Genomic DNA, 20,221 nt, shown 5'->3' on the forward strand with positions numbered 1-20,221 from the left:
ACGACATGTCGGAGACGCTGGATCCACACCTGGAACAGATCCATCCGGTCGAGCCCCGCACACCGACCGGGTGTGAGGAGTGCCTGCGGCTGGGGTCGCCGTGGGTGCACCTGCGACTGTGCCTGACCTGCGGCCACGTTGGCTGCTGCGACTCGTCACCGCTGCGGCACGCCCGCGCACACGCCGGCGAGGCCGGGCACCCGATCGTGGCGTCGTACGAGCCGGGCGAGGACTGGCGGTGGTGCTTCGTCGACGAGCGGTTCGTCTGAGTTCGCGGGGGCCGGCGGTCACTCCTCCTCGGTGCCCGCACCGACCAGCACCGACCGCACGCCGGCCACCTCGGTGAGCTGTGCCGCGAGATCTTCGACCGGCGCGCTGCCGTAGAGCTGCAGGGCCACCACGACGTCGCCGGCCCGGGCGTTCGGGTCCTCTCCACCGTCGCGGTCGGCGGGCGTTCCCCGGAGATGACCGTTGCCGCGGCCCTCGTCGACCGGGTCGGCCAGCAGGTCGCCGCGTTCGATCGTCACCTGGCCGACCTCGAAACCTCTGTGCGTACAGGCGACCAGCGCACGCCGGAACGCGCCACTGCCGTTGGTGTAGACGATGCGGAGCTGAACGACGCCACGGGCACTCGGCAGCCGGCCACCGAGCGCGGTGAAGCCGATGATGACCGCGAAGTGCGCCGCCGTTGCCGCGATCGCCACGACCACCATGCCGGCGCCGGCGGCCGCACCCACAGCAGCGGTCACCCAGACCACCGACGCCGTGGTGAGTCCGCGTACGGCATCGCGGCGGACGAAGATCAGCCCACCGCCGATGAACCCGATGCCCGACACGATCTGGGCGGCGATCCGGGAGGGGTCGAGCGAGACGTGCGGGCCGAGTACGTCGGCGAAGCCCCACTTGCTGACCACCATGAACAACGCCGAACCCATGCCCACCAGTGCGTGGGTACGCAGACCCGCCGACTTCTGCCGGATCTGGCGTTCGAGTCCGATCAGCGAGGACAGCGCGAACGCCACCAGGACTAGCAGGACCTGCACCCACACCGTGTGACCGTCGACCATCCGGCCCAACCTATCGGACCGGGCCGTGTCACCCGGTCCGGCGCCGTCGCCAGTACGCGACGGTGACGGCGGCCAGCAGGGGACCCCACAGCAGCAGCGGGGCGTAGCTGCCGACGAAGACGACGAGCCGCCACCCGTGTTCGGCGATCGGGTAACCAGGCGGCACGGGCTCCCGCAGCGAGGCGGGCAGGCCGGCGAACACCCTGGTCCACAAGACGGTGAGTACGGCGGCGCCCAGCGCGGCCGGGACGACCGCGGCGACCGCCGGCACCCGGCGTCCCCGAAGCCCCGGAACCCACCACGGAAAGACCTCACCCCAGCGGGCGACCAGGCCGACGGCGGTGAACGCCAGCAGTTCGGACACGGCCGACAGCACGACGACGTACGCCTCGTCCGGAGTACCCAGGGTGCGCCCGCCACGCGGCGGGTTGGTGACCAGGGGCAGGTGGCAGGTGACCGCGGCGATCCGCCACAGGCACGACGGCAGCACGGTGAACGGCACGGCGTACGCGGCGATCCGGGCCCAGCGGGGGACGCCCGGAACCGGATCGTGGGCAGCGCGCCAGGCGGCGCGCAGCCGTGAGGACAGGGCGGGAGCCTTCGAACGAACTGCGACGGATGTGCTCATGGCCCGAACATCCCAGCCGAGTGGCCGTGCCCGCCCTGCCCGCGCGGAGGAAACCACTCCCTCCGCCGGGGGAGGGTCGGGCATGCTGGACCGGTGAGCGACGTCGCCGACAGCTCGCCCGAACGCCCTCCGACGGGAGCCGCGTCCGGGCCCGCAGTTGTGTTCGACATCGACGTACCGCAATATCAGGTTGACACCGAGCCCGACCACCGAGGCATCGGCCGGGTCGTGGACGCCGAGCTCCGCGGGCGTTTCCTCGGCCGCACAGTGGTGGTGCGCGGGATCGGCGCGCAGCACCACCCGGGCCGGACCGTCGACGAACTGGTCGAGATCGTCAGCCGGCTCGGCACTGATCGCTACGACCCCGACCGGGTCGGCGACCGGTACGACAACCTCCAGAACAAGCGCATCGACCTGTTCGCCTTCCGGCGCAAGGTCACTCCGCGGATGCGGCTGTTCGAGGCGATGAGCTGGGGTTTCTACCACAGTTCGATCGCCGTCCACGGCGAGCCGGTTCGGCTCGACCTGCTGCTCGTCTACGACGCCGCCCAGCTTCGCGAGGTGGTGCACCAGTACGAGGGACGGGAGGACCGCAAGCGGGACGGCTACGTGTTCCGGGACCCCGGCCGCAAGCCGGAAGCGCTGCTGGGCATAGCGAAACTCGCCCGCTGACGGTGCCGCCGACGGGACCTCAGCGGGCTCCGCTCACCAGGGCGGGCGTCCGGCGGAGCAGCAGCGTGAGCGCACCGGTGGCGGCCAGCAGCACGGTGGCCAGGATCACCACACCGGGCCACCCGGCGCCGGTCCAGGCGCGGCCGGCGACGGAGCCGAACACCGACGAGCCCAGGTAGTACGTGAAGAGGTAGAGCGACGCGGCCTGGCCGGTGGACACGCCGCCGGCGTGCGCCCGCGCCGGAACCCACCCGCTGGCCACGCCGTGCACGGCGAAGAATCCGCCGGTGAACACCGCGAGCCCGGCGATCACGACCACCAGCGACGACGGCAACGTGAGCAGCGCGCCGGCGACGGTCAGCAGGCAGGCCAGGGGGAGGACGGTGCGCCGTCCGTACTTGTCGGCCAGCCGCCCGAACGCCGTGGAGCTGATCGAGCCGACCGGGTAGACGAGGAACACCAGCCCGGCGGCACCCAGTCCGAGGCCGAACGCCCCTTGGGTGAGCCGGAAGCCCATCGTGTTGAACACCGCGACCAGCGCGCCCATCGAGCAGCCGCCCACGCCGTACAACGCGAGCAGGCCGGGGTCGGTCACCGCACGCAGGCTCGTCCGGGCCAGCGCGCGCAGCCCGGTCGGCTGGGGAACGAAGTGGCGGGACGGCGGAAGCAGCGATCGAACGGCGAGCGCACACACCAGGCCGAGGCAGGCGGTCGACGCCAGCGCCCACCGCCAGCCGGCGAACTCGGCGACCGACGCGGTCAACAGCCGGCCGACCATCCCTCCGAGCGCCGTGCCGCCGACGTACAGGCCGGCCGCTCGGGCATGCGTGGACGGATGCAGCTCCTCCCGCAGGTAGGCGGTGGCGACGGCGGGGAGCCCGGCGAGCACGGCACCCTCGGCCAGCCGAGACGCCAGCAGCGCCGGCCAGCTCGGTGCCAGCGCGCCGGCCGCCGCCACCACGGCGGAGGCGATCAGGGACAGATGGATCAGCCGGGTACGCCCCACGACGTCGGACAGCGGACCGGCCACCAGCAGCATGACGCCCAGCCCCAGGGTGGTCAGGGAGACGGTGAGAGTGCTGGCCGCGGTGGACACTCCGAACCGGGCGGCGAGTTCGGGGAGGATCGCCTGCGTGCTGTAGATGAGTGCGAAGGTCGCCACCCCGGCCGCGAACAACGCGCCGACGACGCGCCGGTAGCCGGCGGTCCCGGGCCGGTGGCCCTGGTCGGTGGGTGCTGGTGCCTCCACGACAGCGGTCATACGTTCGACTGTGCGCCGCCGCGGGCCATACGTCCAATGTCGTACGTGACAATGATCCATGCGTCGGGCGTATGATGGCGCCGTGCACCTTCGCGATCTGGGCTGGCTCGTCGCCCTCGCCGACCATCAGCACGTCACCGACACCGCCGCGGCCCTGAACACCAGCCAGCCCACGCTGTCGCGCGCGCTGGCCAGGATGGAGGCCGAGCTCGGCACCCGCGTCTTCGAGCGGGCGCCGGACGGAGTGCATCCCACCCCCACCGGTCAGCTCGTCCTCGCCGCCGCGCGCGACCTCACCGCGAGGTACGACCAACTGCTGGCTGACCTCGGCAGTGTGCTGGACCCGGACACCGGCGTTGTGCGGCTGGCGTTCCTCGACTCCATCGCCACCTCGCTGGTGCCGCGGGTGCTGCGTTCCTTCCACGAACACGCGCCCGGTGTGCGGGTCATGCTCAGCCAGGAGCCGGCGCACGAGATCGTCCGCGACCTGGAGGTCGGTGCGGTCGACCTGGCCATCCTGTCCCCGCGCCCGGTCGGCGACTTCGGCTGGCATCCGTTGCAGGAGGAGCGGTTGGTGCTCGTGGTGCCACCGGGCCACCGGCTTCGCCGGCGCAGGCGGATCGCGCTGCGGGAGCTGGCCGGTGAGGAACTCGTCACCACCCCGGTCGGCTTCGGCTTCCGCACCCTGGTGGACACGCTGCTCGACGACGCGGGCGTGTCGCCGGCGATCTCGTTCGTGAGCCAGGACCTCGCCACCATCGAGGGGCTGGTCGCCGCCGGGCTGGGGGTGGCGATCGTTCCCGAACCCTTTGCCGGGCAGTCGGGCACGGTGGGAGTCGCCATCGCCGCCGAAGCCGCCCGGCGCACCATCGGGCTCACCTGGCGTACGGACCGGACGTTGTCCGCGCCCGCGCGACGGTTCCGGGATTTCGTCACGACCTCCCCGCGCTGACGCGTCAGTGGCCGGCCGGCCGGTAGACGCCGACGAACACTCCGGTGTCGGTGGTCAGCGACTCGGCCACCTCGAAGGCGGACAGGTCCGAGCCGGAGCACGCGAACAGCCGCCGGCCCGAGCCGAGTACCAGCGGGTGCACCATCAGGACGAGCTCGTCCACCAGACCATGCGGCAGCAGCGAGCGGACCAGCTCACCGCTGCCGAACACCACGAGGTTGTCGGCCTCCTCGGCCCGCAGGCGGCTCACCGCCTCGACGGCGTCGCCCTTCAGGAGAACGGAGTTCTGCCAGGGAAGCGGGTCATTCAGCGTGGTCGACACGACGTACTTCCGCACCCGGGTCAGCGCCTCGGTGAACGGGTTCGGCTCCTGCGCGGGCCAGTAGGTCGCGAACTGGTCGTACGTTCGCCGCCCGGCCAGCAGCGACCAGGAAGCTCCCATCCGAGCGCCCATCACCTTCTGCATCACCGGGTCCTGGTGCCGGCTCGCCCAGCCGCCACGCACGAACCCGTCCCGCGGGTCCTCGTCCGCGCTGCCCGGTGACTGCATCACGCCGTCGAGGGTGAGGTGTTCGACCGCGATGACCTTGCCCATGCCGTGTCTCCTTCGTCGCCGGCCGACTGGGTGGTTGCGAAGTGCCGGCTCCTCACCCTCCACACGAACGACGAGCGCCCGGATCGACAGCACGAACTCCGGAGGTCGAACGCAACGCCTCGAACGCCGTACGCGCGGCGGCGCCGATGGCCAGGTCGATGTCGGGAGCGATGACCACCCGATCGCCGGACCGCGCCTCGACCACGCCGATCTCGTGCCTTAGGTGCAGGAACGACGCGGTCTTGCCACTCACCCGTACGGTGTCGGTCCGCAGGTCGGCCGACATCCGGAACGTGAACACCTGCTGCGCCATCAGGCGACGCAGCTCGGCCGTCGCCGCCGGCACCGAGATCTCGTCGAGCCACACCCGGCACAGGAAGTCGACGAGCGCCTGGGCGCATCCTGTTGCAGGCAACCGACGGGCCCCGCGGCTTCACCAGGTTCTGCCGCGCCATCGGTGACGAGTACACCCGGCTGGACAGGTACGAGACGGACATGAGCGACGCGGTGCCCGGCGACGACCGGGACACCACCACCCCGGAGGCGATGGGACGCAGCTACGGGCGGCTCGTCCTGGGACGTGCGCTGAAGCGTTCCACCGCGACCAGCTGGTGTCCTGGCTGAAGGTGAACACCACGAGTGGCCCGCGCTTTCGTGCCGGTCTGCCGGACGACTGGGTGCTCGCCGACAAGACGGGCAACGGTGGCTACGGCACCGTGAACGACATCGGCATCGTGTGGACGCCGAAGGGTACGACCCTCCTCGTCTCCGTCCTGTCCACCAAGGAGATGAGGGGCGTCGAGGCCGACCAACGGGTGCTCGCCGACGCCGCCCGCCTGCTCGCCCGCACCCTCGCACCCGGCGAGTCCGGCGAGTCCGGCGCGCGGTGAGGAGCGATCCTCAGCCGGCGAGATCCCGCCGCCCGAGCACACGCGTCGTTCGTTGCGGGATCGTCAACCGGTCCGGGTGCGGAGTCGCTGCGCCAGGGTGGGGATCACCACCGTCGCGGCGACGAGGTGCAGCCCGAGGAGGGCGGCGGTGGTGGCAGGGTGTGCCCCGACGAGGAAGGGCGGGATCAACGAGATCGCGGTCAGCGACACCGCCGTCTGCACGAATCGCTCGGTGGGGCGAGCGCTCCAGCGAAGAAGAGCGGCGGCAATGACGAAGCCCACGATCGAGAAGATGCCGGTCACCACCCCGAACCCGGGCAACGGGATCGTCTCACCACCATCGGGGACCTCGAAGTCGACGCCGGCGGCGTGGGCAAGCGCAGCGGCGAGGGTGGTGGCCACCATCGCCACGAGCATGGCGACGAAGCCGCTGCCGGCGAGCCCGCGGAGTCGGTGGGCGTAGCTCACCCGGATGGTCCCCGGGTCACCGACGCTCATCGGGAAGCTTCCGTGCCGTCCGCCGGCAGCCGCGCCGGAAGCCCGAGCCGCGGGAACTGGTCGTCGTGGAAGGTGACGATCTCGGTGATCGCCCCGCCGGTGATGCGCAGGACGTCGATCGTCAGCGGCAGGTAGGCGCCCTCCTGCTTCCGCCAGAGGTAGAAGGCGACGGCGGGCTGGCGGTTCACGGAGGTCGGGATGGAGCGCAGGCCGGTCATGCCCTCGAAGCCGTCCTCGACCCAGTCGTTCACCACGGCGTCGCGGCCGATGTGCAGACCCGGCGTGGGCGGCATCGAGCAGCGGACGTCGTCGCGCAGCATGGTCGCGATCGTGTCGATGTCCGTGGCCACGCTGGCGTCGGCGAAGCGGCGTACCAGCTCGCGCGTCCCTGTGTCCTCGTCGCCTCCGGTCCAGTCCTGCCGCTCGGCGGGCAGGTGCTCCCGCATGCCGGCGCGGGCCCGCTGCAGCGCGCTGTTCACGGAGTTGACGGAGTCCCCGAGGAACTCCGCGACGTCCTTCGCCGGCCAGCCGAGCACGTCTCGCAGGATCAGTACGGCCCGCGGGCGCGGGGCGAGGTGCTGGACCGCGACCAGGTAGGCCAGCTCGATCGTCTCCCGTGCCACGGCGACGGTTTCCGGCTCGTCCGCGTCGCCCGCGGGCGGCTCGTCGAGCAGCCGGTCCGGGTAGGGCTGCAGCCACGGCACCTCGCCGCCGGTCGCAGGCTCCGGCCGGCACTTGGCGAGCCGGTCCAGGCAGGCGTTGGTGGCGATCCGGTACAGCCAGGCCCGGAACGTCGACCGCCCCTCGAAGGTCTCCCGCCGCCGCCAGGCACGGAGGAACGTCTCCTGCACGGTGTCCTCGGCGTCCTCGAACGACCCGAGCATCCGGTAGCAGTGCACGTGCAGCTCCCGCCGGTGCCGTTCCGCCAGCCCCGAGAACGCCGGCTCGTCGACCTCGCCCAGCCCGCTACTCAGACCGCCCTCGCCCAGCCCGCTCACGCCCAGCCCCTCCAACCGCGTGTCCGCCCTCATCAGGTCATCCTTCCGTCCCGTCGGGTCCCGTCGTAGGTATGACGGGTGCGGGCGCGAGAACTCATCACCAGGGACATCCGGCGGCCCGCTGGGAGGTGAGAAAGGCCAGGTTGACACCGACGGTGCGGCTGGCGGCGAGGCCATGGGCCTGACGCTGCAGCCGTGATCGGTCGACGAGAAGCGCGGACAAAAGAAAGGGCAAGGAGCTTCAGCTCCCTGCCACTACCAAGCTATAGCGCACCCGGGGGCTTGCCGCAAGACCAGGGTCGTGCTGCAGAATCTCCGGCCGAAGCCAGTCTCGTTCGAAAAGCACATGGGGGATTCATGATCGACGTGATCATCGCCGGCGGCGGGCCGACCGGAATGATGCTGGCCGGTGAGTTGCGACTGCGCGGCGTACGCGTCGTCGTGCTGGAAAGAGACGTGGAGCCGACCAGAATCGTTCGCTCGCTCGGCCTTCACGTGCGCAGCATCGAGCTGATGGACCAGCGCGGTTTGCTGGAACGATTCCTCGCGCACGGCAAGACGTACCAGCTGGGTGGCTACTTCGCCGGCATCAGGCAGCCCTGGCCCGGCCGGATGGACAGCGCACATGCGTACATCCTCGGTATCCCGCAGACCATCACCGACCGCATCCTGACCGAGCACGCGACCGAGCTCGGCGCCGAGATCCGGTGGGGCACCGGACTGGTCGGGCTGAGCCAGGACGACCACGGCGTGACGGCCGACCTCGCCGACGGCACGCAGCTACGGTCGCGGTATCTCGTCGGCTGTGACGGCGGCCGCAGCACAGTACGCAAGCTGCTGGGTGTCGGCTTTCCCGGCGAGCCTCCCAAGAACGAGTGGCTGTTGGGGGAGATGGAGGTGACCGCGCCGCTGGAGGAGGTGACGGCGGTGGTGGCGAAGATCCGCGAGTCCCAGCACGGGTTCGGGGTCGGGCCGATCGGGGACGGGGCCTACCGCGCCGTGGTACCCGCCGCCGAGGTGGCCGAGGACCGCCTGGTCCCGCCGACGCTGGAGGAGATCAGGCAGCAGTTGCGGGTGTACGCCGGCACCGATTTCGGGGTGCACTCACCGCGCTGGCTGTCCCGTTTCACCGACGCGACCCGGCTGGCCGAGAAGTACCGCGTCGGCCGGGTGCTGCTGGCCGGTGACGCGGTGCACGTCCATCCGCCGCTCGGTGGTCAGGGGCTCAACCTCGGCATCCAGGACGCGTTCAACCTGGGCTGGAAGCTGGCCGCCGAGATCGACGGCTGGGCACCCGAGGGCCTGCTGGACAGTTACGGCACCGAACGACGCCCGGTGGCCGCTGACGTACTCGACAGCACCCGCGCGCAGTCGGAGCTGATGTCGCAGGATCCGGGACCCCGGGCGCTGCGGCGGCTGATCGCACAGCTGATGGAGATCGAGGAGGTGAACCGCTTCCTGATCGAGAAGATCACCGCGGTCGGGGTGCGTTACGACTTCGGCGAGGGGCACGAGTTGCTCGGCCGCAGGCTGCGGGACGTGGAGCTGAAGCGGGGACGCCTGTACGAGTTGATGCGCGGTGGCCGCGGACTGCTGCTCGACCAGACCGGCCGGTTGTCGGTGGCGGGCTGGGCGGACCGGGTGGATCACGTCGTCGACGTCAGCGAGGAAGTGGACGTGTCCGCGGTTCTGCTGCGGCCGGACGGCCATGTGGCGTGGGTCGGTGCGGACCAGCAGGAACTGCTCGCCCACCTGCCCACGTGGTTCGGCGCCCCCGTCAGCTGAATGCTCGCGGTCGGATGGCCGTGGCTGGCGTCTGGTCAGTCCTGCTCGAGTACGGACGGCGGCAGCTCGATGTCGGGTACGAGTTCGACGAGCAGGCCGCGGACGCGGGTGTCGATGTCGGCGACGATACGGCGGACCGTGACCTCGTCCTGGCCGCCGGGATCGTCCACGGGCCAGTCGACGTACCTCACGCCTGGTACGTAAGGGCATTCCTCCCCGCACCCGAGGGTGATGGCCAGATCGCTGGCGAGGACCGTCTCGCGAGTGAGCAGTTTGGGATGCTCCCCGGAGGTGTCAACCCCGAGTTGCCGCAGGGCCTCGGCGACCTCGGGATGGATGTGCTCACCGGGTTGCGTGCCCGCGGACACGGCGATGACGCGGCCGCCCGCGTAGTGCTCGGTGAGGACGCGGGCCGCCACGGACCTGCCGCCGTTGCGTACGCACGCGAAGACGATCTGGGGCCGGTCGTTCATGCGGACTCCTTCGACGTACGAACACGGCGCCGGTGCCCACTGCGTCGCTCTCCGGTGTCAACGCACACTTGCGCGCCCCTCTCTCGTCGGCTGGTCGGGAAAGAACCGGCGTGCCCACAGGCTCACGTAGACCAGGCCGACAAGTACGGGAACCTCGATCAGCGGTCCGACGACTCCGGCCAGGGCCTGGCCGCTGGTCACGCCGAACACCGCGATCGCGACCGCGATGGCGAGTTCGAAGTTGTTGCCGGCGGCGGTGAACGCGACCGTGGTCGAGCGGCTGTAGCCCAGGCCGACGGTGCGGGAGATCAGCATGGACCCACCCCACATGAGCGCGAAGTACACCACGAGGGGTACGGCGATGCGGGCGACGTCGAGGGGTTCGGAGGTGATCGCCCGGCCCTGGAGCGCGAACAGGATGACGATGGTGAACAGCAGCCCGTACAGCGCCCACGGTCCGAGCCGGGGGAGCAGCCGCGACTCGTACCACTCGCGGCCTCGCCGCCGCTCGCCCAGTCGGCGGGTGAGGTAGCCGACGAGCAGGGGGATGCCGAGGAAGACGACGACACTGCCGGCGATCTGTACCGGGGACACGTCGATGCCGGTGGTGTCCAGGCCGAGCAGCCCGGGGAGCAGTGCGAGGTAGAACCAGCCGAGCAGTCCGAATGCCAGGACCTGGAAGACGGAGTTCAGCGCCACCAGGACCGCGGCGGCCTCGCGGTCACCGCAGGCCAGGTCGTTCCAGATGATCACCATGGCGATGCAGCGGGCGAGGCCGACGACGATCAGCCCGGTGCGGTACTCGGGAAGGTCTGGGAGGAACGTCCAGGCGAGGGCGAACATGAGCGCCGGGCCGACCAGCCAGTTGAGCACCAGCGACAAGATCATGGTGCGTCGGTCGCGGGCGACGTGGCCCACCTCGTCGTAGCGGACCTTCGCGAGGACGGGATACATCATCACCAGCAGCCCAAGGGCGATGGGCAGGGACACGGAGCTGACCTTGATGGCGTCCAGCGCCGCGGCGATGCCGGGCACCCACCGTCCGAGCAGGAGACCCGCGACCATCGCCAGACCGATCCAGACGGGCAGGAACCGGTCCAGACGCGACAGTCCGCCCACCACTCCATGCGGGGCGACGCCCGCCGAGCGCGCGTCGACGACGGTAGGAGGCTGGCTCATCGTTCTCCTCAGCGCTTGGCGAGCCGGTCGGCGGCCGATAACATATCAACTGATGATGACATCACCAAACACTGATACCTCGGTCGGCTCGCTGTTCAAGGTGCTCGCCGATCCGCTCCGCCGCCGCATCGTCGAGTTGCTCGCGCAGGAGCAGTTGTGCACCTGCCACCTGGTCGAGGAGACAGGTGCGGGCCAGACCACGATCAGCAACGCTCTTCGGTTGCTTAGGGAGGCCGGGGTCGTCGAGACCGAACCGTGCGGCCGGTTCACCTACTACCGACTGCGTCCCGAGGTGTTGCGCGCACTCGCCGGCGAGGTGGCGCAACTCGCGGCGGGTGCCGATGCCGCGCAGGGCCGTAAGCGGCCCTGCTGACGTCGACGTCAGTTCGCGCAGCACGCACCAGTGGGGCCGACCGGCTCGACGGCGAGGTCGGCCGTTGTCCTGCCTTCCAGCTCGGCTCCGGCGTCGGCGAGAACGACGTAGTTCTCCCAGCGCTGCCCGTCCGGGCCGGTGATCCAGTGCTTGTCCTGGCGGGCGTAACAGCAAACGACGTCACCTTCGGTTTCCAGGGTCAGGCCCGCAGCCTCGAGCCGGTTGGCCTGCGCCTCGACCTCCTCCATCGACTCCCGTTCGACGCCGAGGTGGTTGAGGGTGCCGGTGGCTTCGGGGTTCTCGAACAGCACCAGCTTCAGCGGCGGGTTGTCGACCGCGAAGTTGGCGTACCCGGGACGGCGCTTGGCCGGCTCGGTGTCGAACAGCGTGGAGTAGAACTCCACGGCCGCGTCGATGTCGGCGACGTTGAGGGCCAGCTGAAGACGGGACATGGCTACTCCTGTGGGTTGGCGGGGGAAGGGCTGGGAGTGCCCGTTGGCCGGACAGGCGGCGACAGGCGACTTCGTGGTCCGTACGGGATAGATACTCGTCTATGTGAAGTGCATTGACAAGTGTCTATTTGAAGTTGCTTCTCGTGGCACTATGGGTGGCATGCCGAAGCCGCTGCCCGTGATCGAGTTGGCGCCTGCCGGAGGCGCCTGCTGCGCCCCTCTCGCTGACGCACCGCTGACCGCCGAGCAGGCTGAGGAACTCGCCGTACGGCTCAAGGCGATCGCGGATCCGACCCGGCTACGGCTGCTGTCCCTGATGCTGGCCAGCCCGGGCATGCAGGCATGCACCTGCGACCTCACCGAACCGCTCGGGCTGACCCAGCCGACCATCACCCACCACCTGCGCAAGCTCGCCGCGGCGGGCCTGGTCGTCCCCGAACGCCGGGTCGGCAACTTCACCTACTACCGAGTGGTGAGCGACGCACTTACGGGTCTCGCCGGCATCTTCGCCCCGGTCACCGCCACCTGACCAAGAACAGCGGCCTGCTCGCTCGATGCTCTGGGGAGCCCGAACTTGAGGTCGGTGTGCCGCTTGAAGTTCCTTTTCCCAGCAGGCGAATCGTGCCCGCATCCCTGCGATTCGGGCTTCGCCGGCGCCGTAGGCCGTGAACTCACGATCGGGGATGCGATGCAGGTAGGACAGGGACTGGGCGCACATCGCCGGGCTGAACCAGGAGTAGCGACCGCTGGCCAAGATGGCGTTCACGTCGCGGAAATCTCGCGGCGCCCAACGACTGGCCGACGGCGACGAGAGTGGCAGGAGTGTGATCGCGGCGCGGCCAGGTAGGTCATCCGCGGGCTGCGCGACGGCTGTCGTGGAGGGGCCGCACGATGACCTTGCGTTCGACCGTCCGGAGATGTCCCGCCATGGTCGTGGCGAACACCGAACCTTTCCGCGGGCCGGGGTCGGCGGGACCGGCAGGCCGGGACCCGGCAAGGACGGACCTGGCGGGGTCGGGCTGCGGGACATGACACGGCCGGGGCACCCAGCGAGTGATACCCCGGCCTGTCAGGAGCGAACGTTCGCCGGAACGTCCCGGTCAGACGTGAAGCATCGGACCAGAAGGGTCCGCAACGTGACCTTGCGTTTCTCACGGTTACGGCGCCGGGCCCGGCGTGCCTCGGCGGCCCGTCGGTGCGCCCGGCCGGCGTCGAGGCGCTCCTGTATCTGCGCTCGGGCGAGATCTTCGTGGAGAAGATTCATGGTGGTTCTCCTTGCGCTGGCGGTGCTGGTGGGTCGACATCAGGTGGTGGAGATCCGTCGCACGTCGTCCTGCGCAAAGGCAGGAGCTGCGGCCGTCGGGTGCGTGCTCAATTGGGCTGCTCAGCCGTCAGGGCGGCCTGGGGCTGGCGGCGGAACAGGTGCAGGGCGTGTCCGTGTGAGCGTGCGTGGCGGGCGCCACCGATCCACAGATAGGCCGGACGGGCCAGGGGCGAGCCGAGTGCGAGGAAGATGAACGCCGCGCGAATGCTGTTCGGAGTGAGCTGGTGGACGGTCATGAAGCGGCCCACGTCGCGCGAGAGCCAGTTCGTGACCGCGTAGACCAGCACAATCTTGAGTCCGCTGACGGTGCTCCACGCGAGCGCGTACTGCCACCCGGCCCGGGTGCGTGGCTGCCGGTCGACAGGCGCGGTTCGAAAGCTCATCAGCCGGCAGGCTCCGTAGCCCAGGCCGAGGCCGAGCGCCAAAGCGGCGGCTTCGAGGAGGAGTCCCCATAGGGAGGAGTCCATTCCTTTGAAGAAGAACGGCACCGCGACGAGTGCGCTGGCCGCGGGGCGCAGCACTCGGAACCAGCGGATCTTCCGGACGCCGAGGTCGCTTTCGAGAGTGATGGCAAGGATCGAAAGGTTCAGCACGAGGAACGCCATCTCCATGATCACGGTCCTAACTTCGAAGTGTATACTTGCGAGTATACACATGAAATTTACAGACTGAGAGCATGGTTCACGAGCAGCCTCCGGACAGGCGAAAACTGATGCGGCGCTCAGATCGCCGCGCACAGATCCTGGCCAGCGCCGTGCCGGTGTTCGCACGGCACGGTTTCCGCGACGCATCCCTGGACGACATCGCCGCCGAGGCGGGGATCACGCGTGCAGTCGTGTACCGACACTTCGACTCCAAGGAAGAGCTCTACCGAGCCGTCCTCGATGACGCACGGGCCGCGATCCGCGACGAACTCCAAGCCGATCGACAGGTGGGGCCCGGCTCAGTGACGGCGTTGATCCACGCCGCCGGCCGGGACCCAGACCGGTTCCGCTTACTGTTCGGCCATGCCCGCCACGAGCCCGACTTCGCGAGCTACTACGAAGAGTTCGCCGAGGCCAGCGCCAACTATGTGCTCGACGCGCTGCCCGACGGGTACAACGTGCCCCGGGTCACGCAGTTCGTTGCCCACCTGACCGCTCGGCAGTTGTTCGAAGCGATCCTGTTGTGGCTCGACCAGGATCAACCGGCAACGCCGGAAGCCCTCGCGGGGGCGATCCGTGGCGCGGCTACCGCACTCACGGCTGCGCTCAGCCGCCCCGCCCGCTGAACCCTCGCACCGCCGGAGCCTGGTCCACATCTGCTCGCGAGAGGTGGGTAAGGGCGAGTGTTCGTGGATTCCCGGGGGATCGCCTCGCCATCGATGTGTGCAATCGCCGCGGGTCGGAAACCCGATCAGGCTAGGTGAGGAAAGTGCGCCCCCGGTAGGATTCGAACCTACGCACACGGCTCCGGAGGCCGTTGCTCTATCCCCTGAGCTACGGGGGCTCGGGGCGGAGACAGATTAGCAGGGTCTGTCGGTGGCTACGCTGGCGCGGTGCTCCCCGACCGCCTGGCCGACCAGATCGGCCGTGTCCTCGACGTGCTCGTACGGTCGGGACGTCTCCCGTCGACCACCCGCATCCCCGGTGAGATCCGGATCGACCGGCCGTTCCGGGACGCGCGCGGAGACTACGCCAGCCCGGTCGCGTTGCGGCTGCCCGCAGCCTCCTGCGCCACGCCGAACGAGGTGGCCCGACTGGTCGCCGCCGGGCTTGGGGAGTCCCCGGTGGTGGCCCACGCCGAGGCCGCCGGCGGGTTCGTGAACGTCGTCGTCACCGACGCGGCGCTGGCGGAAATCGTCCGCGAGATCGTCGCCGCCGGTCCGGCGTACGGCGAACATCCGGTGATCTTCGCGCGGCCGGAGGGTGAACTCGGCCATCGGGCGAGGCTCGCCCACGCCCGGCTCGCCGGTCTCCTCCGCGCCGGTGTGGCGCTGGACGTCCCGTACGACCCCGACCGGCTCGACGCCGCCGTCCTCGCGGCTCCTCCGGCACGCCGCCTGGTGTGTGCGCTGGCCGAGCTTCCCACTGTCGCAGCGCGGGAGAGCCCGCGCGCGTTCCACACGTACCTCACCGAGATCCTTTCCTGCGTTGAGGAATTCGAGGTTTCGGTTGCGGTGTTGCCGCGCGGCGACGAACCGTCCACGCCCGCCCACGGCACCCGGCTCGTCCTGGTCGACGCCGCCCGGATCACGCTGGCGAGCGCGTTGCGCCGTTGCGGCCTGTACGCTCCCGACCGGCTGTGAGGCCCGATCCGCCGGTCTCCGCCGACACCCGCCGGTAGCCGCCGGACGGACTCGGCTGAACACCGCGCGAACCCGGCCCGAACCCCGTGCCAACTCGTTCTGAACCGGCCCCGCGTGACGCCGCCGCGGCGCGCTCTCCGGTCGGCCGCGAATCCGGCCCCCGGCCGTTCTCCGTCGATAGTCTGCGGACGACGGAGCACGTGGCACGAACGACCCCGGGGGATTGTGGACGTTCCATGACAGAGGTCCTGCTCATCGTCGTCTCGTTGGCCGACGTACCCCGACTGCTGGGGCTGGTCGAACGGCTCCGCTCCGCCGGGCTGACCATCCGGGTCGCGCTCGCCGTCCCGGCCTCGGCCGCCGCCGCGGACGTGGAGGAGCAACTCGGCGGCGATGTCGCCGAGGTCCGGGTGGTCCGGATGAGCCTCAGCGGGCGGCGTGGCGGCGTCGCTCCGGCGCGATTCTCCCGCCGCTGGGCGAAGGTGGTCACGCGGAACGTGCTCGTCCGCGGCGGCGTCCGGGTCGCCGACGAGGAACGCCGCGGCTGGCTGATGGTGCGCTACGACCCGTGGATCCGCCGGCGGGCCCGCCTGGCCGACCTGATCCTGGCCGTCGACGAGGACGCCGAACGAGCCGCCGAGCTCGCGGCCCGGCACAACCCTGACGCCGTACGCCTGACCGCCACCGACCCCGCCCTGGACGGCGTACTCGCCCAGCTCGCCACCACCGTCCCCCTGCGCCGCGTGGTCAGGCAGGGCCTGGCCCGCACCACCGCCGAGGAGGTCGTGCTCGCCTGGAAGCGGGTGGTCGCCGACCCGGCCGAACCGTACCTGAGCGACTTCGTCGGCGAGGCGGTCCGCGTCGTGCACGCGTTGCGGCGCGGCAACGCCTTCGAGGAGGCGGAGGTGGTGGCCCGGACCGCACAGGGCCTGGACCTGCCGCCGGTGGAGAAGGCCGCGCTGCGGGTGGAGCTGGTCACCAACCAGATCGCCGCGGGAGGGCGTCCCGCACGGGAACTGGCCGAGGCGGTCCGGGAGCTGCTGGGATTCGCCGACGACGCGCTGCGCGAGGGCGACCTGGAGGCTGCCGGCCGGATGGCGGTCCAGTCGACCGACGCGGTCCTGCACCGCGAGCTGCACGCCGACGTCCTGGCCAGCCCGCTCCTCGCCGACCCGGAGGGATTCCTCGCGCCGCTGCGGGACTCGTCGACCTTCCAGGCGCTGCGGGCGCCGGCGGGGTCGATGGCCTGGGTGCTGCCCGGCCGGAGCCCCGCGGAGTCCGCCGCGCCCGCGAAGTCCTCGGCCACCTCGGCCACCTCGGCACCTCCGGAGCGACCGGCCTCCCTCGCGCCGGCGACCAGCCTCACCGGTCCGGCGCCGAGACTGCCCGGGACGCCGGCGCCGCACCGCGTGCTCGTCGTACCCGGCGACTATCCGCACTTCACGCAGGGCATCATCAGCGCCTTGGCCGAGGAGCCCGACCTCGAGGTGCGGGTGCTGAACCTCCGCGAGCCGGGCGTACGCCGGCGCTACCAGCGGGACGCCCTCGTCCTCGACCGGTTGCGCGACGCCGTCGGCCGTCCGGTCCCGGCGCCCGCCCAGCCCGACGCGGACCTGCTGGAGTGGGCGGACACGATCTTCGTCGACTGGTGCGACAACGCCGCCCAGTGGGTCACCATCCACGCGCCGCGTACGACCCGGCTGGTGGTCCGTTTCCACAGCCTGGAAGCGATCTCACCCCAGCCGCACATGGTCGACTGGTCCCAGGTGTCGGAGGTGATCTTCGTCGGCCGGCACGTTCGCGAACTCGTCGAACGCGCGGTGCCCGAACTCACCCAGGTACCCGGCCGGCACGTGGTGCCCAACGAGATGCGGCTGGAACGCTTCGGCCGGCCCAAGTGGGCCGGTGCCGAACGCACGCTGGCCATGGTGGGCTGGGCGCAGCGGGTGAAGGATCCGCTGTGGGCGCTGGAGGTGCTGGCGCGGCTGCGGGCGTCGGACCCGATGTGGCGGCTGCTGCTGATCGGCCGCGACTTCTCGCCACACCAGCACGCCGGTGCGTTGCGCTACCAGGACGAGTTCCGCGAGCGCGCGGCCGCCGACGACGTACGCGACGGCCTGGTCTACGTCGGCTACACCACCGAACTCCCCGAGGTGCTGCGCGAGGCGGGGTTCGTGCTCAGCGCCAGCCGCCGGGAGGGATTCCCGGTCGGGCCCACCGAGGGTGCCGCCTCCGGTGCGGTGCCGGTCGTGCGCGACTGGCCGATGTACGCCGACTACTCGGGCGCGGGCGGGATCTTCCCGGCCGAGTGGGTGGTCCGCAGCCCGGAGGAGGCGGCGGAGCGGATCTCGGCCCACGCCGACCCGGAGCGGCGCGCGGAGGCAGGAGCCGCCGCCCGGGAGTACGTCGTGGAGCACTTCGACTGGCGGGTCGTGGAGCCGCGGTTCCGCGAGGTGTTGCTCGGCCCACAGGATCTGGCCTAGAGGCGCGGCGTACGGGACTCGCTCGCGGCCGCGGCGAGCTTGCGCAGCACGTCCTGAGCGGTGCCCACGTCACCTACGGGTGACAGGTGGTCCAGCGGCCTGGTGCTCATCGGGCTGCCCTCCTCGACCAGTCCCCACACCGGCCGTCCGCTGCCGGCGTAGTCGCTCCACTTCGACGGCAGGTAAGGGTTCCTGGCGTGGGTGTCCGACGTCAAGGCGTCGTTGACGACGAGGCAGTCGAACTTCGAGGCCAGGTTGAGGAACGCGAGGTAGCGCACGTACGGGTTGATGCGTACCAGCTCCGCGATCCCCAGCTCCGCCACGTGGGCACGCAGCGCGTCGGCCTTGCCGGTGAAGACGTGCAGCCGGAGCTTCTCGCGGGTCGCCGGGTCCAGCTCCGCCAGGGCGGTGAGCACGTCGCCCAGGCCGCGGGTGGCGTAGAAGTTGCCGAAGTAGCCGACGTGTGCGACGCCCGGCTCCAGGGAGTACGTCTGGTCGGCCATGGCGTAGAAGGCCGGGGGGAGGGTGGGGTGTGGCGAGATGACGGCCTTCTCCCGAACCGTCGCGGCGATCTGCGGCACGGGTGTGTAGCTCAGCATGTAGTCGAGCTGGTTGGGGTTGGTGAAGACCAGCCGGTCGGCGAGGGCGTACGCGAGGTACTCACACCAGTCCAGCACGTTGTCCGACTCCAGCACCGGCAGCCCGAGCTCCCGGATCCGCTCGCCCGCCCGGATGAGCAGGTCGCTGTGGCCGAGCGGGGAAACCCGCGGCTGCCCCTGCACGTCGCGGGCCGCCGGGTCGGAGAACTCCGCGGTCCACGTCGTCGCCGGGTTGTGCAGCTTGTACGCCGCGGCGAGGAAGTGCGAGGCGGGCCACATCGCCCGGCTGTAGACGCGTTCGTACGGGCCCTTCCGGCGTTCGAGCTCGACGATGCGTTCCAGGCCGGCGGCGCAGTAGGCCTCGATCGCACCCCAGTGGGAGAAGTACGTCGGCGTGTCCGTCGCGATCTCGTTCTCGACGTACGGTCCGCTGATCCGCCGGATGGTCGGGTCCTGCTCGCGGTTGCCGTCCATCGCGTTGAACACCGCGTCAACGATGTCCTGACGCTCGCGTACCCGCTTGGCCATCACCACCGCACTGGTGTCGTTGTAGGGCGCGAAGCAGTAGGCGACGGCGAGCGCTCGGGCGCGCCCGCGGTTGAGCCGGTGGTACGGGAAGTGGTCGAAGTCGTGACGGTCCAGTGCCGCCACCACCTCGGCATGGTCGTCCGGGTGCGCCCGCAGGTGGGCGTTGAGCCGGTCGACCTCGGTGTCCAGGTGGCCCCGGACCAGCGCGAGAGCCTCGGGCGCGGCGCCCCGGGCGAGCACGTCCAGGCGGCGCAGCAACTCCATCTGGACGGCGACGTCGAGGGCAGGATCGGTCCGTGGGTGGTCGGCTTCGCCGGCGCCGGGGCCGGGCCATGGTCCGGTGGCGGGCGCAGGGCGGAGTTGGCAGTCGTACGTCGCGACCAGCGTGGCGAAGAACAACACGTCCGCGTGGGCGGTGAGCCCCGGGTGGACGTCGGTGTCCTGGACGCGGGCCGCGGCCCGCCGTGCGGTGGCGGTTGGCACGAGGGTGCCCGCGACGGACGTGGGCAGCCGGGACTCCTCGTCGGCCCGCTCCACCGCGACGCCCGCGACGACCACGGCTGCCGGGCCGGCGGCGGTCAACAGGCAGGAGCAGAAGTCCGGCCCCGGCCGGTCGGTGGCGTCGAGGAAACAGGTGAACGTCGTACGGGCGGCGGCCAGGCCGACGTCACGTGCGGACAGCATGCCCGTCCGGGCGGAGTCGACCACCCGGGCGGCAGATTCGTGACCGGCCTCGGTGAACCGCCGCACCGTCTCGATGACGCCGGGCGAGGCCGGCCCGTCGACCACCACCAGCACGTCGCGGGGGTCTCCGTCCGCCGCGCGCTCCTGTCCGGCCAGTGCGTCCAGAAGGCCGGCGACGTCATCGCCCGCGTCGGCCCGCACCACCACGGTCAGGCCGGGGGAGAGGTCGCCGACACCCGGCGCCGACGAACCGGTCGCCCGGACGTCCGGCCCGTCGTTCGGGCCGGCCTTGGACGGCACGACCGGTCGGACGTCCCGCAAAGCACGGGTCCAGTCGGCGACCACCGACTCGTCGACCGGCCGGGTGTCGGAATGCGCGACCCACGGCCGGTCACCCGCATTCTTCGGGCTTTCTTCTCGGTCCGTCGCCCTGTTGTTCACCACGTGTTTTCCCTTTTCTTCGTCGACGGCGCGGACAATTGACCCCGGCGCC

The 20,221-nt window shown here is 70.8% G+C and carries 23 protein-coding genes and 1 tRNA gene; 11 read left to right on the plus strand and 13 right to left on the minus strand.

Annotation, left to right across the window (positions count from 1 at the left end; genetic code table 11):
• The first annotated feature begins 5 nt into the window (after positions 1 to 5).
• Positions 6 to 269 (plus strand): UBP-type zinc finger domain-containing protein, encoded by a 264-nt coding sequence (locus F4554_RS08190; protein ID WP_179786831.1) that lies wholly within the window; start codon positions 6 to 8, stop codon positions 267 to 269.
• Between the two features lie 18 nt (positions 270 to 287).
• Here the strand turns inward: F4554_RS08190 and F4554_RS08195 are convergent, their stop codons facing one another.
• Entirely contained in the window at positions 288 to 1,067 is a 780-nt protein-coding gene (locus F4554_RS08195) for an MgtC/SapB family protein (protein ID WP_179786832.1), read from the minus strand.
• Between the two features lie 28 nt (positions 1,068 to 1,095).
• On the minus strand, positions 1,096 to 1,695 hold the full coding sequence (locus F4554_RS08200; protein ID WP_179786833.1) for a hypothetical protein: 600 nt from the start codon (positions 1,693 to 1,695) through the stop codon (positions 1,096 to 1,098).
• Positions 1,696 to 1,788: 93 nt separating this feature from the next.
• Between F4554_RS08200 and F4554_RS08205 the strand changes: the two genes are divergently transcribed.
• On the plus strand, positions 1,789 to 2,367 hold the full coding sequence (locus F4554_RS08205; protein WP_179786834.1) for a hypothetical protein: 579 nt from the start codon (positions 1,789 to 1,791) through the stop codon (positions 2,365 to 2,367).
• A 19-nt stretch (positions 2,368 to 2,386) separates the two neighbouring features.
• Here F4554_RS08205 and F4554_RS08210 read toward each other — a convergent pair whose 3' ends face one another.
• On the minus strand, positions 2,387 to 3,628 hold the full coding sequence (locus tag F4554_RS08210; RefSeq protein ID WP_179786835.1) for an MFS transporter: 1,242 nt from the start codon (positions 3,626 to 3,628) through the stop codon (positions 2,387 to 2,389).
• A gap of 82 nt (positions 3,629 to 3,710) precedes the next feature.
• Here F4554_RS08210 and F4554_RS08215 point away from each other — a divergent pair, with 82 nt between their 5' ends.
• Positions 3,711 to 4,580, plus strand: a complete 870-nt coding sequence (locus F4554_RS08215; RefSeq protein WP_179786836.1) for a LysR substrate-binding domain-containing protein — start codon at positions 3,711 to 3,713, stop codon at positions 4,578 to 4,580.
• A gap of 4 nt (positions 4,581 to 4,584) precedes the next feature.
• Here the strand turns inward: F4554_RS08215 and F4554_RS08220 are convergent, their stop codons facing one another.
• Together F4554_RS08220 and F4554_RS08225 are read right to left on the minus strand one after the other, a co-directional pair.
• Positions 4,585 to 5,175 (minus strand): dihydrofolate reductase family protein, encoded by a 591-nt coding sequence (locus F4554_RS08220; protein WP_179786837.1) that lies wholly within the window; start codon positions 5,173 to 5,175, stop codon positions 4,585 to 4,587.
• A gap of 52 nt (positions 5,176 to 5,227) precedes the next feature.
• Positions 5,228 to 5,590: a serine hydrolase gene (locus tag F4554_RS08225; protein ID WP_238341241.1), complete on the minus strand. Its 363-nt coding sequence runs from the start codon at positions 5,588 to 5,590 to the stop codon at positions 5,228 to 5,230.
• Between F4554_RS08225 and F4554_RS08230 the strand changes: the two genes are divergently transcribed.
• On the plus strand, positions 5,581 to 5,799 hold the full coding sequence (locus F4554_RS08230; RefSeq protein ID WP_179786838.1) for a serine hydrolase: 219 nt from the start codon (positions 5,581 to 5,583) through the stop codon (positions 5,797 to 5,799). The genes F4554_RS08225 and F4554_RS08230 overlap by 10 nt on opposite strands.
• A 2-nt stretch (positions 5,800 to 5,801) precedes the next feature.
• Complete coding sequence (locus F4554_RS08235) at positions 5,802 to 6,065, plus strand: serine hydrolase (RefSeq protein WP_179786839.1); 264 nt, start codon at positions 5,802 to 5,804, stop codon at positions 6,063 to 6,065.
• 63 nt (positions 6,066 to 6,128) lie between these two features.
• Here F4554_RS08235 and F4554_RS08240 read toward each other — a convergent pair whose 3' ends face one another.
• Both F4554_RS08240 and F4554_RS08245 read right to left on the minus strand, forming a co-directional pair.
• Positions 6,129 to 6,563 (minus strand): DUF6069 family protein, encoded by a 435-nt coding sequence (locus F4554_RS08240; protein ID WP_179786840.1) that lies wholly within the window; start codon positions 6,561 to 6,563, stop codon positions 6,129 to 6,131.
• On the minus strand, positions 6,560 to 7,594 hold the full coding sequence (locus F4554_RS08245; RefSeq protein ID WP_179786841.1) for an RNA polymerase subunit sigma-70: 1,035 nt from the start codon (positions 7,592 to 7,594) through the stop codon (positions 6,560 to 6,562). The genes F4554_RS08240 and F4554_RS08245 overlap by 4 nt, the downstream gene beginning before the upstream one ends.
• A 324-nt stretch (positions 7,595 to 7,918) precedes the next feature.
• On the opposite strand from F4554_RS08245, the gene rox reads away from it, so the two are divergent.
• A complete protein-coding gene (gene rox, locus F4554_RS08250) occupies positions 7,919 to 9,346 on the plus strand; it encodes a rifampin monooxygenase (RefSeq protein ID WP_179786842.1) in 1,428 nt (475 codons plus the stop codon).
• A 35-nt stretch (positions 9,347 to 9,381) separates the two neighbouring features.
• Here rox and F4554_RS08255 read toward each other — a convergent pair whose 3' ends face one another.
• Together F4554_RS08255 and arsB are read right to left on the minus strand one after the other, a co-directional pair.
• Entirely contained in the window at positions 9,382 to 9,819 is a 438-nt protein-coding gene (locus tag F4554_RS08255) for an arsenate-mycothiol transferase ArsC (protein WP_179786843.1), read from the minus strand.
• Positions 9,820 to 9,876: 57 nt separating this feature from the next.
• Entirely contained in the window at positions 9,877 to 10,998 is a 1,122-nt protein-coding gene (gene arsB / locus F4554_RS08260; protein WP_202889206.1) for an ACR3 family arsenite efflux transporter, read from the minus strand.
• 52 nt (positions 10,999 to 11,050) lie between these two features.
• Here arsB and F4554_RS08265 point away from each other — a divergent pair, with 52 nt between their 5' ends.
• Positions 11,051 to 11,371 carry an ArsR/SmtB family transcription factor gene (locus F4554_RS08265; protein ID WP_179786844.1) on the plus strand — a complete coding sequence of 107 codons (321 nt, stop codon included), beginning with the start codon at positions 11,051 to 11,053 and terminating at the stop codon, positions 11,369 to 11,371.
• Between the two features lie 8 nt (positions 11,372 to 11,379).
• Here F4554_RS08265 and F4554_RS08270 read toward each other — a convergent pair whose 3' ends face one another.
• Positions 11,380 to 11,823, minus strand: coding sequence for an ArsI/CadI family heavy metal resistance metalloenzyme (locus F4554_RS08270; protein ID WP_179786845.1), 444 nt, complete (start codon positions 11,821 to 11,823; stop codon positions 11,380 to 11,382).
• A gap of 160 nt (positions 11,824 to 11,983) precedes the next feature.
• On the opposite strand from F4554_RS08270, the gene F4554_RS08275 reads away from it, so the two are divergent.
• Positions 11,984 to 12,352, plus strand: coding sequence for an ArsR/SmtB family transcription factor (locus tag F4554_RS08275; protein ID WP_238341242.1), 369 nt, complete (start codon positions 11,984 to 11,986; stop codon positions 12,350 to 12,352).
• 842 nt (positions 12,353 to 13,194) lie between these two features.
• Here the strand turns inward: F4554_RS08275 and F4554_RS08280 are convergent.
• Positions 13,195 to 13,758 (minus strand): hypothetical protein, encoded by a 564-nt coding sequence (locus tag F4554_RS08280; protein ID WP_179786847.1) that lies wholly within the window; start codon positions 13,756 to 13,758, stop codon positions 13,195 to 13,197.
• A 65-nt stretch (positions 13,759 to 13,823) separates the two neighbouring features.
• On the opposite strand from F4554_RS08280, the gene F4554_RS08285 reads away from it, so the two are divergent.
• Complete coding sequence (locus F4554_RS08285; protein ID WP_179786848.1) at positions 13,824 to 14,417, plus strand: TetR/AcrR family transcriptional regulator; 594 nt, start codon at positions 13,824 to 13,826, stop codon at positions 14,415 to 14,417.
• Positions 14,418 to 14,563: 146 nt separating this feature from the next.
• Here the strand turns inward: F4554_RS08285 and F4554_RS08290 are convergent.
• Positions 14,564 to 14,635 (minus strand) — tRNA-Arg (locus F4554_RS08290).
• 49 nt (positions 14,636 to 14,684) lie between these two features.
• On the opposite strand from F4554_RS08290, the gene F4554_RS08295 reads away from it, so the two are divergent.
• Together F4554_RS08295 and F4554_RS08300 are read left to right on the plus strand one after the other, a co-directional pair.
• Positions 14,685 to 15,434: a DALR anticodon-binding domain-containing protein gene (locus F4554_RS08295; protein WP_179786849.1), complete on the plus strand. Its 750-nt coding sequence runs from the start codon at positions 14,685 to 14,687 to the stop codon at positions 15,432 to 15,434.
• A 236-nt stretch (positions 15,435 to 15,670) separates the two neighbouring features.
• Complete coding sequence (locus tag F4554_RS08300) at positions 15,671 to 17,917, plus strand: glycosyltransferase (RefSeq protein WP_179786850.1); 2,247 nt, start codon at positions 15,671 to 15,673, stop codon at positions 17,915 to 17,917.
• On the opposite strand, the gene F4554_RS08305 is transcribed toward F4554_RS08300, so the two are convergent.
• A complete protein-coding gene (locus F4554_RS08305; protein WP_179786851.1) occupies positions 17,914 to 20,172 on the minus strand; it encodes a glycosyltransferase in 2,259 nt (752 codons plus the stop codon). The two genes, F4554_RS08300 and F4554_RS08305, sit on opposite strands and share 4 nt — an antisense overlap.
• Positions 20,173 to 20,221 lie beyond the last annotated feature (49 nt).

The sequence above is a fragment of the Actinopolymorpha rutila genome (assembly GCF_013407855.1).
GTDB lineage: Bacteria > Actinomycetota > Actinomycetes > Propionibacteriales > Actinopolymorphaceae > Actinopolymorpha > Actinopolymorpha rutila.

Bases quoted from the DNA above. Each gene is read 5' to 3' on its own strand.
- F4554_RS08190 (WP_179786831.1), top strand. From the start codon at position 6: ATGTCGGAGACGCTGGATCCACACCTGGAACAGATCCATCCGGTCGAG.
- F4554_RS08195 (WP_179786832.1), bottom strand. From the start codon at position 1,067: ATGGTCGACGGTCACACGGTGTGGGTGCAGGTCCTGCTAGTCCTGGTG.
- F4554_RS08200 (WP_179786833.1), bottom strand. From the start codon at position 1,695: ATGAGCACATCCGTCGCAGTTCGTTCGAAGGCTCCCGCCCTGTCCTCA.
- F4554_RS08210 (WP_179786835.1), bottom strand. From the start codon at position 3,628: ATGACCGCTGTCGTGGAGGCACCAGCACCCACCGACCAGGGCCACCGG.
- F4554_RS08220 (WP_179786837.1), bottom strand. From the start codon at position 5,175: ATGGGCAAGGTCATCGCGGTCGAACACCTCACCCTCGACGGCGTGATG.
- F4554_RS08240 (WP_179786840.1), bottom strand. From the start codon at position 6,563: ATGAGCGTCGGTGACCCGGGGACCATCCGGGTGAGCTACGCCCACCGA.
- F4554_RS08245 (WP_179786841.1), bottom strand. From the start codon at position 7,594: ATGAGGGCGGACACGCGGTTGGAGGGGCTGGGCGTGAGCGGGCTGGGC.
- rox (WP_179786842.1), top strand. From the start codon at position 7,919: ATGATCGACGTGATCATCGCCGGCGGCGGGCCGACCGGAATGATGCTG.
- F4554_RS08255 (WP_179786843.1), bottom strand. From the start codon at position 9,819: ATGAACGACCGGCCCCAGATCGTCTTCGCGTGCGTACGCAACGGCGGC.
- arsB (WP_202889206.1), bottom strand. From the start codon at position 10,998: ATGAGCCAGCCTCCTACCGTCGTCGACGCGCGCTCGGCGGGCGTCGCC.
- F4554_RS08265 (WP_179786844.1), top strand. From the start codon at position 11,051: ATGATGACATCACCAAACACTGATACCTCGGTCGGCTCGCTGTTCAAG.
- F4554_RS08270 (WP_179786845.1), bottom strand. From the start codon at position 11,823: ATGTCCCGTCTTCAGCTGGCCCTCAACGTCGCCGACATCGACGCGGCC.
- F4554_RS08275 (WP_238341242.1), top strand. From the start codon at position 11,984: ATGCCGAAGCCGCTGCCCGTGATCGAGTTGGCGCCTGCCGGAGGCGCC.
- F4554_RS08280 (WP_179786847.1), bottom strand. From the start codon at position 13,758: ATGGAGATGGCGTTCCTCGTGCTGAACCTTTCGATCCTTGCCATCACT.
- F4554_RS08285 (WP_179786848.1), top strand. From the start codon at position 13,824: ATGGTTCACGAGCAGCCTCCGGACAGGCGAAAACTGATGCGGCGCTCA.
- F4554_RS08300 (WP_179786850.1), top strand. From the start codon at position 15,671: ATGACAGAGGTCCTGCTCATCGTCGTCTCGTTGGCCGACGTACCCCGA.